General features: G+C 68.2%; 1 protein-coding gene. It reads left to right on the plus strand.

Annotation, left to right across the window (positions count from 1 at the left end; genetic code table 11):
- A partial coding sequence (locus CV770_RS40830) for a condensation domain-containing protein (protein WP_146101466.1) occupies positions 1-2,238 on the plus strand: 2,238 nt, incomplete at both ends.

Here is a 2,238-nt window from a genome sequence, read left to right on the forward strand (position 1 = left end):
CCTTTGTCGAGGGCGATCGGCTGTACCGGACCGGCGACCTTGCACGTTATCTGCCGGACGGCAATCTTGAGTTCCTGGGCCGCAACGACGACCAGGTGAAGATCCGCGGCTTCCGCATCGAGCCCGGCGAGATCGCGGCGCGGGTTGCCGAACACCCGTTCGTGCGCGAGGCGGTGGTGGTGGCGCACGAGGGCCCCGGCGGGGACAAGCACCTTGTCGCCTATGTGGTGTGTGCGCCTGAAGCAGCTTCGAACGGGCTGGATGGAAGCGAGCTTGCCGGCGGTTTGCGCGCACACATAAGTGCGCACCTGCCGGACTACATGGTGCCGGCGGCGTTTGTGCGGCTGGCGGCGCTGCCGCTGACGGTGAATGGCAAGCTCGATCGCAAGGCGCTGCCGGCGCCGGACGATGAGGCGTATGCGCATGGCGCCTATGAGCCGCCGCAGGGCGAGATCGAGACCACGCTGGCACAGATCTGGGCCGAGCTTCTGGGGCTGGAGCGGGTCGGACGCCACGACCACTTCTTCGAACTGGGAGGGCACTCGCTCTTGGCGGTGCAGCTGATGGAGCGGCTGCGGCGGCTGGCGCTGGGGGTCGAGGTGCGGACCTTGTTTGCAAAGCCCGTGCTGTCGGATCTGGCTGCAAGCCTGGGCCGCCATCACGAGTTGGCGGTCCCGGCCAACCTGATCAGCGAACAGAGTCCGGCGATCACGCCAGAGATGCTGCCGCTGATCGAGCTGACGCAGGGCGAGATCGAGCGGATCGTCGCCACGGTGCCCGGCGGGGTTGGCAACATTCAGGACATTTACGGCCTGTCGCCGCTGCAGGACGGCATCCTGTTCCATCATCTGTTGGCGACAAAGGGCGATCCGTACCTCCTGGTCTCGCAGATGGCGTTTGCCGATCGTGACCTGTTGGAGCGCTATCTTGCCGCGGTCCAGCGGGTGGTGGATCGGCACGACATTCTGCGCACCTCGTTTGTCTGGGAAGGGCTGTCGCGCCCGGCCCAGGTGGTGCGGCGGAACGCGCCGCTGGAGGTGAGCGAGGTCGAGCTGGACGGGTCAGGTGGTCCCGGCCACAAGCAGCTCCGGCGGCGGTTTGATCCGCGCCAGCACCGCATCGATCTTGGCCGGGCGCCGCTATTGCGGTTTGTGATTGCGCGCGAGCCCGGCAGCGCGCGCTGGCTGCTGCTGGAGCTGCAGCATCATCTCATCGGGGATCACACCACGCTGGAGCTGATGCATGCCGAGGTCCGGGCCGTGCTGGAGGGACGCGAGCATGAGCTGGCAGCCCCGCAGCCGTTCCGCAATCTGGTGGCCGCGGCACGGCTTGGCGTGGGTGCAGACGCGCATGAAGAGTTCTTCCGGGGACTGCTGGGAGACATCGATGAGCCGTGCACGCCTTTTGGCTTGTGCGAGGTCCAGGGCGAGGGCAGCGGGACCCGTGAGGCGAAGCGGATGCTGCCGCAGGCGCTCAGCGCGCGGCTGCGCAGCCAGGCGCGGCGGCTGGGGGTGAGCCTGGCGAGCCTGTGCCATCTGGCGTGGGGACAGGTGGTGGCGCGCAGCAGCGACCGCGAGCAGGTGGTGTTCGGGACCGTGCTGATCGGCCGCATGCATGGCGGGGCAGGTAGCGACCGCGCGATGGGTCTGTTCATCAACACCCTGCCGCTGCGGCTTGATCTCGATGGCACCGCCGTCGAGGCGAGCGTCCTGACCACGCACGGCCGGCTGGCCGAGCTTTTGGCGCACGAGCAGGCTTCGCTGGCGCTGGCGCAACGCTGCAGCGGCGTTGCGGCGCCGGCGCCGCTGTTCAGTTCGCTGTTGAACTACCGCCACAACACGGCGCCGGCTGTGCCCGGCTCCGGGACAGACGATGTGTTGTCGGGTGTGGAATGGCTGGGCGCGGAGGAGCGCACTAACTATCCGCTGACCCTGTCGGTGGAGGATTTCGGCGAGGCGCTCGGGCTGACGGCGCAGGTGGCGGAGCCAATCTCAGCGGATCGGGTCTGCGGCTACATGCAGCGGGCGCTGGAGCAACTGGCGGAGGCGCTGGAGCGGGCGCGCGACACGCCGGTGCGGGAGCTGGACATCCTGCCGGCCGACGAGCGGGCATATCTGCTGGAGGAGCTGAACCGGACGGCGGTGACGTATCCTGAGCAGCAGTGCATCCATGAGCTGTTCGAGGCGCAGGTTCGCCAGGCGCCGGATGCGGTGGCGGTGGTCTATCAGGACCAGCGCG

The sequence above is a fragment of the Bradyrhizobium sp. AC87j1 genome, from assembly GCF_002936975.1.
Taxonomy (GTDB): Bacteria; Pseudomonadota; Alphaproteobacteria; order Rhizobiales; family Xanthobacteraceae; genus Bradyrhizobium; species Bradyrhizobium shewense.